Origin of the sequence: Streptomyces sp. AC550_RSS872, from assembly GCF_019049285.1 — a bacterium.
Taxonomy (GTDB): Bacteria; Actinomycetota; Actinomycetes; order Streptomycetales; family Streptomycetaceae; genus Streptomyces.
In genome coordinates, this window is sequence record NZ_JAGMUL010000120.1 from 183,835 (window position 1) to 197,156 (window position 13,322).

Genomic DNA, 13,322 nt, shown 5'->3' on the forward strand with positions numbered 1-13,322 from the left:
GGTCTCCGTCATGCACATTTCAAGAGCGTGCCGTGAACATGTAACGAAGGCGCCGCTCCGTCGGGCGCGCCGAGTTACGGCCTCACTGGCCGCCTTGGCCGTGCTCGTGCTCGGAGGCTGCGACTCCGGTTCCGGCTCCGAGTCGGCCGCGGGGGACGGGCCTTCGGTGATCGTGCCGGGCAAGCCGGGCGAGTCGAACCGGGTGCTGTCCACCGAGGAGGCGGCACGGCAGCGAACCGAGGACGACTCCCCCAACTCGGCGGACGTCGCCTACGCGCGGATGATGATCGAGCACCACGACCAGGCCCTCGAGATGACCGAACTCGTCCCGGACCGCGCCGAGTCGACGAAGGTCAAGAAGCTCGCCGAGCGGATCGCCGCCGCGCAGGGGCCGGAGATCACGGCCATGAAGGGCTGGCTGAAGAGCCATGGCAAGTCCGAGCAGGGCGAGGGCCATGACCATGGTGCAATGCCCGGCATGGCGACCGAGGCACAGCTGGCCAAACTGCGCACCGCGCAAGGGAAGGCGTTCGACGAGCTCTTCCTCACGCTGATGATCACTCATCACGACGGGGCGATCACCATGGCCACGGACGTGAAGGGGCAGGGCAACAACATCCGGATCGAGGAGATGGCCGACGAGGTGGTCGCTCAGCAGACAAGCGAGATCTCGCGGATGCGGGACATGCTTTGACCGCCGTCCGGAGGATCGCGAAGGCGGCCCTCCCGCTCTACCTCAGCACCCTGGCCGCGTCGGCGGGCGCGCTCGTCGACACGGCGCTGCTCGGCCTGCACGGGACCGTCTCCCTCGCGGCCTTCGCGGTGACCCTCGCGGTGTTCGCTCCGGCCACCGCGACCGTCGCGGGCGCGTTGCGCGGCGTCATGCCGTTCGTCGTGCCCTGCAAGAGCGAGCCGGATGCACTGCTTCCGATCGTCCGGAACGCGATGTGGCTGGCGTTTGCCGTGGGCGGCGTGTGCGCGGCGGCCGTCGCCTCGGTACCGCTGATCGGCCGTGCGGCGGGGGCACCCGTCGCCGTACTGGACCAACTGGGCGTCCTCCCCTGGCTGTTGGCGGGAAGCGTGCTGCTCGTCGCCGTCGGCCAGTCGGCGACGTCCGTCCTGGTGGCCCTGGGCCACAGCGCCCAGGTCATGCGCGCCGGGCTGCTGAGCACCGCCACGTCCGTCACGCTGTCGGTCCTGCTGGTCGGCGCGCCCGGCCCCCTTCCCGGGTACGGCCTGACCGGGGCGGGCCTCGCCATGCTCGCCGCCGCCCTGGTCGGCGCATGGGTCAACCAGAGCACCCTGCGCCGCCGTACCGTCCTGGCCGGCCGCCCGCTGCACCCCGGACGGCCCGATCCGCGCCGGATGCTGCGGCTGGCCGCGGTGGGGATCCCGCTCGCGGGGACGGTGCTGATCAAGTTCGCGGTGCTGGGTGTGCTGACGTTCGCCGCCGCCCGGATCGGCACGGACGGCGCGGCCGTCCACGGCGTGTCCGAGTCGCTGGTCAACGTGATGTTCACCGTGGCGGTGGCGGTCGGTCAGGCCATGATTCCGCTGACAGCCGGCGCCGCGAACGAGGGGGACGTCGCGGGCCTGCGGCGAAGCCTGTGGGCGGGCGTCGGTGTGACGCTGAGCGCGATCACCGTGCTCGGTACCGTCCTGCTGCTCTGCCGGCACTCGGTCGTACCGATGTTCACCTCGGACGACGCGCTCCTCCCCCAGGTGGTGCGGCAACTGCCCCTGGTCCTGCTGGTGGTGGTCACCGACGCCCTTCAGGCGCTCGCCGGGTTCGCGCTCATCGGGCTCAGGCGGACCGTGCCGAGCCTCGCGTCCACCGCCATATGGTTCGGGGCGCTCGCCGCGGTCGCCGTCCCCGTGGCCGAGGCCGGCGGGCTCGCCGCCCTGTGGGCGGCACTGGCCGGCGCGAACCTGCTCCAGGCGGTGACGAAGTGGGCCTCGTTCCACCGTCACAGCGCGGGCGTCGGCGCGAGCGCGCCCTCCCGCTCAGTGGCGGGCCCGGCGCCGCGTCAGGAAACCGGCGTCACGGGCCTGGCCGATCAGCCGGAGTGACTTGCGGCGGCCGAACCCCGTGGCCGTCATGACGGCGAGGACGGGGTCGGCCCCCTGCTCCTGAGCCGCGCGGTACTTCTGCGCCACCAGCCACTGTCCCTCGATGCCACGCGGCCAGCCCGACCCGGCCGGACACGGTCCGGCGGCGTTCTCACCGTCCGGTCCGGCGGTATCCGTGTCGGCGCCCTCCGGTCCGGGATCCTCGTCCGGTACGGCCCCGATGCCGCAGGCCTGTGAGAGCGGCTCCTCGATCCAGTCGGCGAGCGCCGCCAGGTCGTCCAGGGAGAGCGCCGGCTCGGCCCGTACGTCCTCGATGGAGACGCACCCCTCGGCCACCACGGCGACCGCGTCGACATGGGCGCCGTCGTCGAACTCCAGCCGGAGCCCGAACCACGCCGTGGCCCCGGTGCCGTCCCGCACTTCCCACGCGGGCCACACGGACACGGCACCATCCGTCGCAGGGCGATCGGAAAGATTAAGAAAGGATGCTTCCAGCACACACGCAACGTAACCGCATGATCACACTCCATACGAACGAACACGCGTCCCGTACGCGCACAGCACCCTGTCAGCGGAGCGGCAGCGGTGCGATGCTGGACTCGAGAGCGACTCCGCGAGATCCCCAAGATCCCCGAAGATCCCCGAAGGTCCCCGGACGAGGAGTTCCGCAGTGCTGCGTGTCGCCGTCGTCGGCTCCGGACCGGGCGGGTGCTACACCGCCCAGAACCTGGTGCAGCAGGACCCCGACGTTCTCGTCGACGTCCTGGACCGGCTGCCGTGCCCGTACGGCCTGGTGCGGTACGGGGTGGCGCCGGACCACGAGAAGATCAAGTCCCTCCAGAACAACCTGCGCGCGGTCCTGGAGCACGAGCGGGTGCGGTTCCTCGGCGGCGTCCAGATCGGCCCGGGCGGGGTGCCGGCCGACCGGTTGCGGGAGCTGTACCACGCCGTCGTGTACTGCGTGGGCGCCGCCACCGACCGGCACCTCGGGATCCCCGGCGAGGACCTGCCGGGCAGCTGGTCGGCGACCGAGTTCGTGTCCTGGTACAGCGCCCATCCGGACGCCGTGGACGACGGGTTCGTGCTCGGCGCGCGGTCGGCGGTCGTCATCGGCGTCGGGAACGTCGCCGTGGACGTCACGCGGATGCTGGCGCGGGGCCCGGCCGAGCTGACCCCCACCGACATGCCGCAGGCCGCGCTCACCACGCTCTCCGCGAGCCGGGTCAGCGACGTCAGCATGGTCGGGCGGCGCGGCCCGTCGCAGGCACGTTTCACCACCAAGGAGCTACGGGAGCTGGGCACCCTGCCGGACACCGACGTGACCGTGGGCCCAAGGGAACTGGCGCTGGATCCGGCCTACGCCGACCCGTCCGGGCTGCCCGCCCCGCAGCGCCGCAACGTGGAGGTCCTGCGCGGCTGGGCCGAGAGCCCGCCCCGCGACGCCGGTCACCACATCCGGCTGCGCTTCTTCCTGCGCCCCGTCGAACTCCTCGCCGAAGGCGGGCGCGTGGGCGCGGTGCGCTTCGAGCGGACGGTGTCAGACGGACAAGGCGGCGTGACGGGGACGGGCCGGTACGAGGACATCGAGGCCCAGTTGGTGCTGCGTTCGGTGGGATATCGCGGAGTGCCGCTGGAGGGACTGCCGTTCGACCCGGCGACCGGCACGGTGCCGCACCTCGCCGGGCGCGTCCTGCGCGAGGGCAGCGTCGCGCCGGGCGAGTACGTGGCCGGCTGGATCAAGCGGGGCCCGACGGGCGTCATCGGCACGAACCGTTCGGACGCCAAGGAGACGGTGACGGCTCTCCTGGCGGACGCCTCCGTGCTCGCAGGCGAAGACAGGCCTGAGGACCCCCTCGCGGCCCTGCGCGCCGAGGGGGTCGAGCCGGTCGAGTGGACGGGCTGGTGCGCCATCGAGCGGGCGGAGGCCGAGCTGGGGGCGTCGCTCGGGCGCGGGGTGGTCAAGCTCCCGGACTGGCAGTCGCTCATGGCTGCCGCGCACGAGAGCACCCCGTAAGGGGCGCGGGGCGGCAGGGCCGCCGCGGTTCAGGCGCCCCCGAGGCGGGCGGCCTGGCGGGTGGCAGCGTCGAGGAGGCGGTCGAGAAGTCCCGGGAAGAGGCCGTCCAGGTCGTCCTTGCGCAGGCCGTTCATCTTGGCCGTGCCCCGGTAGACCTGCTGGAGGACACCGCTCTCGCGCAGCACCCGGAAGTGGTGCGTGGTGGTGGACTTGGTCACGGGCAGGTCGAAGTGCGAACAGGAGAGCTCGTCGCCGACGGCGGCGAGCTCGCGCACGATCTGCATCCGCATCGGGTCGGACAGTGCGTGCAGCACGCCTTCCAGCCGGATCTCCTCGCGCGTCGGATGCGGGAGGTCACGGCTGCTGACAGCGGCGCTGGTCACGGCGGCTCCACTTCGTCGGGTTTCCTCAGGTTCCCCGTGGTCGGGTCCCTCCATTGTACGAGGCCTCTCGTAGTTTGACACTTCCCGTACTACGACGTCTATCGTACGAGTCGACCGCTGGTCCCCGTGACGAATGGAGTCCGCCGTGAGTGCGCTCTTCGAGACCTACACCCTGCGCGATGTGACGATCCCGAACCGGGTGTGGATGCCCCCGATGTGCCAGTACTCGGCCGCACCCGAGGGCCCCGACGCGGGTGTTCCCGACGACTGGCACTTCGCGCACTACGCGGCCCGCGCGGCCGGCGGCACGGGCCTGATCATCGTCGAGGCCACGGGGGTCAGCCCCGAGGGCCGGATCTCGCCGTACGACCTGGGCATCTGGAACGACACACAGGTCGAGGCGTTCCGCCGGATCACGCGCTTCCTGCTGTCGCAGGGCACCGTGCCGGCGATCCAGCTGGCCCACGCCGGCCGCAAGGCGTCCACCGACCAGCCCTGGCGGGGCGGTGCTCCGCTGGGTGCGGACGCGCACGGGTGGCAGCCGGTGGCGCCGAGCCCGGTCGCGTTCGCCGACGGGTACCCGGTGCCGAGTGAGCTGACGGTCGCCGGGATCCAGGAGATCGTGCGGCGGTTCGCGGACGCCGCGCGCCGCGCCGTCGCGGCCGGCTTCGAGATCGCCGAGATCCACGGCGCCCACGGCTATCTGATCAGCGAGTTCCTCTCCCCGTACTCCAATCACCGCACCGACGAGTACGGCGGCTCGTACGAGAACCGCACCCGTTTCGCCCTCCAGGTCGTGGACGCCGTACGGGAGGTGTGGCCGGACGACAAGCCGCTGTTCTTCCGCATCTCCGCGACGGACTGGCTGGAGGAGGACGGCTGGACCGCCGACGACACGGTCCGCTTCGCCGCCGACCTCCGGGCCCACGGCATCGACCTGCTGGACGTGTCCACCGGCGGCAACGCCGCGGGCGCCCGTATCCCCGTCGGGCCGGGCTACCAGGTGCCGTTCGCGGCGCGGGTGAAGGCCGAGACCTCGTTGCCGGTCGCAGCGGTGGGGCTGATCACCGAAGCCGAGCAGGCCGAGAAGATCGTCGCCAACGGGGAGGCGGACGCGGTGCTGCTCGGCCGGGAGTTGCTACGCAGGCCGTCCTGGGCTCGGGAGGCCGCGCGGGAGCTCGGCGGGGACGTGCATGTGCCGGACCAGTACCACCGGTCTGTTTGATCGTCTGCTCGTGCTGATCGCCTGCACGGGGTGGTTCTGTATTCGTGCGACTACCGGCTCGTAGTGGTTGCTCGCGCAGTTCCCCGCGCCCCTGGGTTGGCAGACTCGCCTCGGCCGAGCTCATCCCGTTGGCAGTTGCCGGCGGACGGCCCGCTCCAGGTACGGCACAGCCCGCTGGCCCGCGACCGCCAGTGCGATCGACGCGGCGACGCCCGTCCAGGCGATCGGGCCGAGCGGGGTGCAGCCGAAGAGGTTGCTGAGGCCGGGGGTCTCGACGAGGACGAAGAGCACGGCGGCGGAGCCGAGGGCGGTGACGCGGACCAGGGGGCTGCCCCGGCGGTCGGCCAGGGTCTGGGCGAGCTGGGTGCCGACCACGGCGCACAGGGCCATGGTGGTGGAACGGCGGGCGGTGCCCGGGGTGAAGCGGCCGATCAGCCACGCGGACGTGGCGCCCAGCGTGGTCGTCAGGGCACGGTGGCGGATCTTGCTGGTGAGGGGTGTGCCGAGGAGCGAGGTGCCCAGGGGTTCGGTGCCTTCGGGGCCGGCCGCGGCCGCTTCCGCGTCCGTTCCCTCGGCCCCCTCCGTCGCCTCCGTCGCCTCCGTCGCCTCCGGCTCCTTCGGTGTCACCGCCACCGCCATGGCCGGGAACAGGTCCGTGAACAGGTTCACCAGCAGCATCTGACGGGTGGACAGGGGCGCCGCGCCGGACAGAAGGGTGCCGAGGAGGCCGAAGGCCACCTCACCGGCGTTGCCGCCGATCAGGATGGCGATGGCGTCGGCGACGCTGTGCCACAGGGCCCGGCCCTCGGCGACCGCCTCGATGAGGACCGTCAGGTCGCCGTCGGTGAGGACGAGGTCGGCGGCGTTGCGGGCGGCGGCCGAGCCGCGGGCGCTGATGCCGACGCCGATGTCGGCGGCGCGGATGGCCGCCGCGTCGTTGGCTCCGTCGCCGACCATGCCGACCACTCGCCCGGCGTCCCGCAGTGCCTCGACGACCTGGAGTTTCTGCTCGGGCGCCACCCGGGCGACCACGCCCATGTCGCGCAGCATCCGGGCGCGCGCCTCCCGGTCCGCGGACGCGAGTTCGTCGCCGGTGACGACGCCGGTGTCCTCGGGCCAGCCCAGTTCCGCGGCAATGGCGCGAGCGGTCTGCGGATGGTCGCCGGTCAGCATGACAGGTCGTACACCCGCCTTGCGCAGGCCCTCGACGAGGGCCGTGGAGGTGTCGCGGGGTACGTCGGCCAGTGCGAGCAGGCCCGTGAACTCCAGCTCCCCCAGCGGCTGTTCGAGGACGTCCGCCGCGTCGTCCGCCGCGTCCAGTCGGCGCCGGGCCACCGCGAGGACGCGCAGTCCGTCGGCGGCCAGGTCGTGCGCGGCCTCCGACGCCGAGGTGGGCAGGTCGGCGCAGGCGGGCAGCACCGTCTCGGGGGCGCCCTTCACCACCAGTACGGCGGTGGCGTCCCCCGACTCGCCGACCGCGGCGGCGTAGCCCCGGCCGGCCTCGAAGGGCAGGCCCTCGGTCTGGGACCACTCGGGGTCGGGTCCCGCCGCGTCCAGAACGGCCTCGTCGGTGGCGTGCACGGGCCGGTCCGAACCGCCGTTCAGCTGGGGGCAGGCGCGTGCCGCGGTGCGCAGCGCGGGGTCGTCCTCTTGCGGCTTGCCGACCGTGCCGTCGGCGTCCGTCACGCGGACCAGGCGGAGCCGGTTCTCGGTGAGCGTGCCGGTCTTGTCGAAGCAGACCGTGTCCATCCGGCCGAGCGCTTCGAGGGTGCGCGGGGCCCGGACGAGGACTCCGCGGCGGCTCAGCCTGCGGGCCGCGGCCAGTTGGGCCACGGTCGCCACCAGCGGCAGCCCCTCGGGGACGGCGGCGACGGCCACCGCGACGCCGCCGCTGACCGCACGGCGGATCGGTGTGCCGCGCAGCAGTGACAGTGCGGTGACCCCGGCACCGCCCGCGAGGGTCCACGGCAGTGCCTTGTCGGTGAGTTCCCGGAGCCTCGCCTGGACCCCGGCGGACGGGGGCGTACGGGCGGCGAGGGCCACGGCCCGTGCGGCCTCCGTCCGCTCCCCGGTGTCGACCACGACGGCGCGGGCCTCCCCCGCCACCACGGTCGTGCCCTCGAACACCATGCAGCTGCGGTCCGGCACGGCGGCGTCCGGCGTCGGGTCGACTCCCTTGTCGGCCGCCAGGGACTCCCCCGTCAGCGCGGACTCGTCGACCTCCAGGCCGTCCTCCCACACCAGTCGGGCATCGGCGGGCACCACGTCGTCCGCCCGGAGCTCGATCAGGTCGCCGGGGCTGAGCTTGGCGGCGTCCACGAGATGCGGCCGGGCCTTCGGCTCCTCCCCCGTGACACGTGCCTTCTGCGTCTGCTTCGCCAGCAGTCCGGACAGCGCCCGCTCGGCCCGCATCCGCTGGATGCCGCCGACCAGTGCGTTCAGGTCGAGCGCCCCGACGACCAGCAGGGCGTCGACGACGGAGCCGAGAATCGCCTCGGCGGCCGAGCCGACGGCCAGCACCGGGGTGAGCGGGTCGTCGAGTTCGCCGCGCACGGCGCGGGCGAGTTGCAGCGGCGCGGTCAGCGGGGCGAACACGCGTTGCCGGCCCACAGCCCGAAGTGCCTTGCGCGCACGGCCCGTCGCCTGCTCGGGCAGGGTCTGCTCCGGGCCCGGTTCGTGCTCCAGCCGTTCGCGGACCTCGGCGTGCTCCAGTTCGTGCCAGGCGACGCGGGGCCGGGGGTGCGGTGCGTGGGCCATGGCCACGCCGAGGGCGGCTCGTGTGCCGGTGAACAGGGCCCAGGTCGCGCTCGCGTCGACCGGTGTGTGCCGCAGCCCGGGCCACGGCGTGGGGCGGCCACGCCGCGACTTGCCGATGGCGACCAGGAGCCCGGACAGGGCGGCACCGGACCGTGCCAGGGTCTGTGACCTGCGGCCGACCTTGCGCGCGGCCGGGACCGCCCGCAACAGCCGCCACACATCGGCCAGCCCGTGCAGGGCCAGTACGTCCGCGCCCCAGACCACGGCCCCGTCCCGGTCGGTGAGGGCGACGGCCACATCACCGGCGAGCAGCCCGGCCAGGATGTCCTCGTCGTCCTCCCCCGGTCGGGCCACCGTGACGACGACGCCGTCGTTCTCGGCGCGCAACGCGTTCACGACGTCGCTCAGCGACCGCTCGTCGCGCACCACCTGGTCGGCGAGATTGGTGAAATCGGCCAGGGCGGGGTCGTCCACCATCACGACCCGCAGGCCCGCGCGCCGCGCCGCGTCCAGCACCGTCTCCGCCCACGGGTCCGCGTCGGCACCCGGAGTCCGCAGCGCGCTCGGATGCAGGAGGACCGTGTCGGCCATCTCCAGCTGCCGCAGCCGCTCGGTGTCGCGCACCAGGACGCCCGCGCGCGACAGCGCGGAACTCAGTACGGCGTGGAACGCGGCGGGCCCGTAGCGGGCGGCCTTGGGAGAGCCGGCGAGCACGGCCTCCGCCGCCTCGGTGCCGTCGTGCTTGACCAGCAGAGTGGCGACCGCGCCCACCAGGCTGCCGGTCTCGGCGTGCGCGGCGTACTCCTGGGCCGGGGAGGTACGCAGCGTCGGGCGCGGATGCCGGTCCCCGGCGACGCTGCCTCGCTCCGGCACGCAGACGTCGTCGTGCACCCTGTCGAAGGCCGCCGCGCGCGCGATCGTCTCCGCGAGCTGGAGCGAGCGCAGCGCACCGTCGAGCACCAGGGCGGTCGGGGTCCGTCCGGCACCGTGGGCGGCCGCGTTCGCCAGGGCCAGCAGCATGTCCATGCGGGAGCGGCCGACCCGCGCCCGCAGCCATCCGCGGAAACGGGGGTTCTCCCGCAGCAGCGTCACCAGTGCCGTCACCGACCGGGGCGAGGTCGGCAGCCGTAGGCCGTACCCGATGAACGCGGCCGCGATGCCGAGCCCGTCGGCGGCGAGCGTCACGGCGGCGTCCCGCACTCCGGCCCGGTTGGCGGGGTGGGGGATCTCCTCGACCTCCTCGTCCGTACGGGCCAGCCCGTACCGGGCCGCGAGCTCGCTCGCCTTCTCCAGTACCCGGTCGCCTGCCGACTCCTCGACGGCGGTGACCACCAGTCGGCGCAGTCCGCCGTCCCAGTACGCGAGGGCCACGTCGGGCCGCTCCGCCAGCGCCGCGGCGACCTTGCGCGCGGCCCGCTCGGTCCCGCCCTCCCGCCGTACCCGCTCCGGTGCCTCGGGCCGCAACGCGAGATGGGTCCGGGTGCCGGACCGCCAGGGGTGCGGCCGCCCGGGCCATGTGTCGCGGGCGACCCGTACGACACGTGCCGCGCTGTCGGCGCCCCGTACCCCCGCCCGGGCCGTCCCGGCCACCGCCCCCGCGGCGGCTCCCACCGCGGGGGCGGCTCCTCTGGCGAGCAGGCGGGGGCCGGCCGCGACCAGTCCGGCCGCGGCGGCTGTCGGACGTGAGAGCACTCCCAGAACCATCGCTCGCCTCGCTCCACCTCGTTCGACGTCGCCCTTCGGTGGAGCCCGGGTTCCCGCAAAACGGCATGTCATCCATGTGCGGGCACTCGGTGACTCAGCGAGGTCCGGGAAGGTCAACCGACAGTGCAGGCGGTCCCGCCCAGTGTGAAGGCCCCCGGCGCCGCGCTGTTCCCGGAGTGGTTCACATGGGTGGAGGCGGTCGCCCATCGTGACATGCACACGCCCATCATGGAAGCGCTCCTACGCCATGGGTGCCGACCACGGCCGAGGGCCCTCACCCCCCACCAGGACTGACGGACTTCTTCTGCGGAAAGCGTTGACCAGAAAGCGCTTGCCCTCTACGTTCCGTTCAGCAGGGTGACCGAGCCGCATTGCCGCACCCCCACACGGTCGCCCTGTCCGCGCACAGCGTTCAGCATGAAGCACATCGTTCACATACACGATCGCTCTGCTCCTCCGAAGGGACGCACCCGCATGCGTACGCTCCCCCCACGTGCACGCCCGCAAAGAACCGCACTGGTGACGGTCGCCGCGGCCGCCCTCGCCACCGCGGCCGTCCTGGTCCTGCCGCAGTCCGCCGGGGCGGCCGAGGCCTCGCCGATCGGATTCGGCGCCGGGACGACCGGCGGCGGCAGCGCCTCGGCGGTCACCGTCTCGAGCCTGGCCGCCTTCAAGTCGGCCGTGACCGGCAACTCGGCCAAGGTCGTCCGGGTCAACGGCCTGATCTCGCTGAGCGGTCAGGTCGACGTCGGCTCCAACACCACGGTGCTGGGCGTGGGTTCGTCGTCCGGGTTCACCGGAGGCGGGCTGCGGCTGAAGAACGTCACCAACGTCGTCGTCCGCAACCTGGACATCAGCAAGCCGGTGGCGCCGGCCGACGGCATCACGGTCCAGGCGTCGACGAAGGTGTGGATCGACCACAACTCCTTCTCGGCCGACCGGGACCACGACAAGGACCACTACGACGGCCTGCTGGACATCAATCACGGCTCGGACAACGTCACGGTGTCCTGGAACACCTTCAAGGACCACTTCAAGGGCTCGCTCGTCGGCCACAGCGACAACAACGCGAGCGAGGACACGGGCCGTCTGAAGGTGACGTACCACCACAACCAGTTCAGCAACGTCTACTCGCGCATCCCCAGCCTGCGCTTCGGCACCGGGCACTTCTACAACAACCACGTGGCCGGCGCGGACACCGCCTGCCACTCGCGCATGGGCGCCCAGCTGCTCGTGGAGAACAACGTCTTCCGCGACACCAAGATCGCCGTCACCACGAACCGCAGCAGCGACGTCGACGGCCACGCCAATCTGCGCGGCAACGATCTCGGCGGGGCCGCGACCGAGATCTCCCAGGCCGGCTCCTTCACCGCGCCGCCCTACAGCTACACCGCGGAGTCCGCGTCCACCGTCGTCGCCTCGGTGACGTCCGGCGCGGGCGCCGGAAAGATCTGACCACCCCCAACTGGAGGAAGGCATCCGGGACATGACTTCACCAGCGAAGCCCCGCGCCCACCGGCGCACCCTGACCGGCACCCTGACCGCACTCGGGCTTTCGGCTGTCATGATCACGACAGCCGGAGCGCCGCCGGCGAGCGCGGCCACCTGGCCGACGCCCAGCAGCAGCCAGCCGGTGAGCTCCACGATCAACGTCTCCGGCGTCCGGGACGGCGGCATGGTCCGCTACTACGGCAGCGGCGACCTGGCGGGCGACGGCCAGGAGGAGGGCCAGGACCCGATCTTCAAGCTCGCGGCCGGCGCGACCCTGAAGAACGTCATCATCGGCGCGCCCGGCGCCGACGGCATCCACTGCGAGGGCAACTGCACGCTACAGAACGTGTGGTGGGAGGACGTCGGCGAGGACGCGGCCACGTTCCGGGGCGGCTCGACCTACACGGTGACCGGCGGTGGCGCGAAGAAGGCAGCGGACAAGGTCTTCCAGCACAACGGGCCCGGCACGCTGAACATCTCCAACTTCGCGGTCAGCGAGTTCAAGACGCTGTACCGCTCGTGCGGCGACTGCTCGACGCAGTACACGCGCAAGGTCAACCTCAGCAACATCGAGGTGACCGGCACGGGGTCCACCGCGCGCCTGGTCGGCATCAACGTCAACCGGGGCGACGTGGCGACGCTGCGGGGCATCACGATCCTCAACGACGCCGGCCGCAAGGTCATCCCCTGTCAGAAGTACAACAACAACACCGCCGTGGGCACAGGCCCGGACAGCACGAACTGCCTGTACTCCAGCTCGGACATCACCTACAGGTAGCCCCCACCCGCAGGCAGTCCCCCCACGGTGAAGGCGGCCGTCCGAAGCGTCCCCGCACGGCGTTTCGTACGGCCGCCGCGTCATTCCCGGCGGCCACGCGCGCGTACCGCCTCGGTGAGCTCCCGCTGGTAGTCCCCGTACACGGTGCGCAACTCGGTGCCCGGCCAGTCGGCGGGGAGGAGCTCGGAAGGCAGGACGGGGTCGGCGAGCAGATGGCGTACGACGGCCGCGAAGGCGGTGAAGCGGTCGGCCGGGCGGTCCGCCCCGGCGGCATGGACGAGCAGGGCCCGGGCGGTGGCGGACCAGGCATCGAGCGGCCAGAGGTGCGCGGCCAGTTCGCGCGGCGGGCGGTCGTCCGGACGGGCCGTGTAGCGCTGGGCCACCTGGTCCAGGTCGTCCGGCAGGGACCGGCGCAGGTTGGCGGGCCGCAGCCAGACGCCCTCGCGGAGTTCGGCGAGCCGGAGGGCGGCCAACCGGCTGCGCAGGTCGGCGCGTTCCGCGGGTCCGCGCCCGGTCGCGGTGATCACGACCATCTCCCACTCGCCGTCCCACGCGCGCGTGCGCGGATGCACGGCCTCGTCCTGCCGGCGTTGCCGTTCCCGCAGACGTTCGCTGAGCCGGTAGACACCGCCCGCGCGCCGCAGATCACCGGCGGTCACCATCCGGCTGAGCGCGGCCCGCACCGCGGACCCGCCGACGCCGAACGGCTCCACGCCACGCACGAGGTCCCGTACGGGCAGCTCGGGAGGATGCGAGCCCAGCAGCAGGCTCAGAACGACCGACCGCGCGGACAGCGGGCGCAGCCCGACCCCGCCGACCTGCTGCGCTGTCATGTTCGCCCGCATGGTCACGTACTGTACGCGGCGGATTTTCATGTTGCAGGATTGCTACGACTGTAGT

10 protein-coding genes are annotated in these 13,322 nt (G+C 72.7%); 6 read left to right on the plus strand and 4 right to left on the minus strand.

Annotation, left to right across the window (positions count from 1 at the left end):
- The first annotated feature begins 10 nt into the window (after positions 1-10).
- Together KUM44_RS33815 and KUM44_RS33820 are read left to right on the plus strand one after the other, a co-directional pair.
- Positions 11-694, plus strand: coding sequence for a DUF305 domain-containing protein (locus KUM44_RS33815; protein WP_217213576.1), 684 nt, complete (start codon positions 11-13; stop codon positions 692-694).
- Positions 691-2,070, plus strand: a complete 1,380-nt coding sequence (locus KUM44_RS33820; protein ID WP_254390489.1) for an MATE family efflux transporter — start codon at positions 691-693, stop codon at positions 2,068-2,070. Before KUM44_RS33815 ends, KUM44_RS33820 begins: the two co-directional genes overlap by 4 nt.
- Here the strand turns inward: KUM44_RS33820 and KUM44_RS33825 are convergent.
- Positions 2,005-2,514 (minus strand): DUF6214 family protein, encoded by a 510-nt coding sequence (locus KUM44_RS33825; protein ID WP_217213577.1) that lies wholly within the window; start codon positions 2,512-2,514, stop codon positions 2,005-2,007. The two genes, KUM44_RS33820 and KUM44_RS33825, sit on opposite strands and share 66 nt — an antisense overlap.
- A gap of 226 nt (positions 2,515-2,740) precedes the next feature.
- Between KUM44_RS33825 and KUM44_RS33830 the strand changes: the two genes are divergently transcribed.
- Complete coding sequence (locus tag KUM44_RS33830; protein WP_217213578.1) at positions 2,741-4,084, plus strand: FAD-dependent oxidoreductase; 1,344 nt, start codon at positions 2,741-2,743, stop codon at positions 4,082-4,084.
- Between the two features lie 29 nt (positions 4,085-4,113).
- Here the strand turns inward: KUM44_RS33830 and KUM44_RS33835 are convergent, their stop codons facing one another.
- A complete protein-coding gene (locus tag KUM44_RS33835) occupies positions 4,114-4,467 on the minus strand; it encodes a helix-turn-helix transcriptional regulator (RefSeq protein ID WP_217213579.1) in 354 nt (117 codons plus the stop codon).
- A 145-nt stretch (positions 4,468-4,612) separates the two neighbouring features.
- On the opposite strand from KUM44_RS33835, the gene KUM44_RS33840 reads away from it, so the two are divergent.
- Complete coding sequence (locus KUM44_RS33840) at positions 4,613-5,692, plus strand: NADH:flavin oxidoreductase/NADH oxidase (protein ID WP_217213580.1); 1,080 nt, start codon at positions 4,613-4,615, stop codon at positions 5,690-5,692.
- A 120-nt stretch (positions 5,693-5,812) separates the two neighbouring features.
- Here the strand turns inward: KUM44_RS33840 and KUM44_RS33845 are convergent, their stop codons facing one another.
- Complete coding sequence (locus tag KUM44_RS33845) at positions 5,813-10,153, minus strand: cation-translocating P-type ATPase (protein ID WP_217213581.1); 4,341 nt, start codon at positions 10,151-10,153, stop codon at positions 5,813-5,815.
- A gap of 474 nt (positions 10,154-10,627) precedes the next feature.
- Between KUM44_RS33845 and KUM44_RS33850 the strand changes: the two genes are divergently transcribed.
- Positions 10,628-11,608, plus strand: coding sequence for a polysaccharide lyase family 1 protein (locus KUM44_RS33850; protein ID WP_217213582.1), 981 nt, complete (start codon positions 10,628-10,630; stop codon positions 11,606-11,608).
- A gap of 31 nt (positions 11,609-11,639) precedes the next feature.
- Positions 11,640-12,422 carry a pectate lyase gene (locus KUM44_RS33855; protein WP_217213583.1) on the plus strand — a complete coding sequence of 261 codons (783 nt, stop codon included), beginning with the start codon at positions 11,640-11,642 and terminating at the stop codon, positions 12,420-12,422.
- Between the two features lie 80 nt (positions 12,423-12,502).
- Here KUM44_RS33855 and KUM44_RS33860 read toward each other — a convergent pair whose 3' ends face one another.
- Entirely contained in the window at positions 12,503-13,267 is a 765-nt protein-coding gene (locus tag KUM44_RS33860) for a PaaX family transcriptional regulator C-terminal domain-containing protein (RefSeq protein ID WP_217213584.1), read from the minus strand.
- Between the last annotated feature and the right edge of the window lie 55 nt (positions 13,268-13,322).